General features: G+C 77.2%; 1 protein-coding gene. It reads left to right on the top strand.

All coding sequences use genetic code 11. The features are described from left to right. Positions 1-116 precede the first annotated feature (116 nt). Positions 117-1,333 (top strand): Gfo/Idh/MocA family protein (locus ACFV4N_RS43845; RefSeq protein WP_499678620.1); only part of this gene is annotated, 1,217 nt, incomplete at its 3' end.

The following is a 1,333-nucleotide window of genomic DNA, read 5'->3' as shown; positions in this document are numbered from 1 at the left end:
GACGCCTACCTGGCCGGCGCGCTGGCCGTGGTCGTGCTGGTGGTCTCCCAGGCGCCCGCGTTCGCGGTCGTCGCGCCCGGCCTGCTGGTGCTCGCCGCGGTCGCGGTGGAACGCCGGTGACGCCGCGCGTGGTGCTCGCCGGCGCCTCCGGCTACGGGCGGCTGTACCTGCGCGAGATCGCCGCCCTGGAGGCCGCCGGGCGGCTGGAGCTGGCGGGCGTGTGCGAGGTCGCGCCCCTGGACGCCGAGGCCCGGCGGCTCGTCGGCGACCGGCCCGTGTCCGCCGACCTGGGCGACCTGCTGCCCCTCCCCGGCGCCGGACCCGTCGTCGGCATCGTCTCCACACCCATCCACACCCACGTCGACCTGGCCCACCGGGTGCTGGCCTCGGGCGCGCACCTGCTGCTGGAGAAACCGCCGACGCCCACCCTGGCGGACTGGCGCGACCTGCTGCGGCGCTCGGAGGGCCGGGTCGTGCAGGTCGGCTTCCAGAGCCTGGGCTCGCACGCGCTGCGCCGCCTGACCCACCTGGCGCGCTCCGGCGAGCTGGGCGCGATCCGGGGCATCGGCGTGCGCGGCACCTGGTCGCGCGAGGACTCCTACTACACCCGCGCGCCCTGGGCCGGCCGCCGCACCCTCGACGGCGCGCCCGTGGTGGACGGCGCCCTGACCAACCCGTTCGCCCACGGCATCGCCACCGCGCTCGCCCTGGACGGCAGCACCGGCGTGGACGACGTGGCCGACATCGAGCTGGAGCTGCTGCGCGCCCGCGACATCGAGGCCGACGACACCTCGTGCCTGCGGCTGCGCACCCGCCGCGGCACGCCCGTGCTGGTCGCGGTGACCCTGTGCGCCGAGGTCGCCCGGGAACCGGTGCTCGTCGTCCACGGCACCCGCGAACGCGTCGAACTGCACTACACGCGGCACGCCCTCGTCGTCGACGGCGTCGAGGAGCGGTTCGGGCACGACACCCCGCTGGGCAACCTGCTCGACCACCTCGCCGACCCCGCCGTGCCGCTGATCGCGCCGCTGGCCGACACCGGCGCGTTCATGCGCGTGCTGGAAGCCGTCCGCACCGCCCCCGACCCGGTCCCCATCGACCCGTCGTGGCTGCGCCGCAACGGCAACCGGGTCGACGTCGACGGCGTCGACCACGCCGTCACCCGGGCCGCCGAGGGCCTGCGCACCTTCGGCGAGCTGGAGGTGCCGTGGTCGCCGCTGGGCGCCGCCGCCCGCCACGGCTGGGACGCCGAACGGCTGCCCCTGGTCGTGCCCAGGCCCGCCCTGCACCCGGTGCGGACCCTCGGCGGGGTCGTGGTCACCGGCGAGCACCC

This window comes from Actinosynnema sp. NPDC059797 (assembly GCF_042732085.1).
Classification (GTDB): domain Bacteria; phylum Actinomycetota; class Actinomycetes; order Mycobacteriales; family Pseudonocardiaceae; genus Actinosynnema.
Note: the sequence above shows the minus strand (reverse complement) of the source record. Positions and strands in the feature narration are given on the sequence as shown.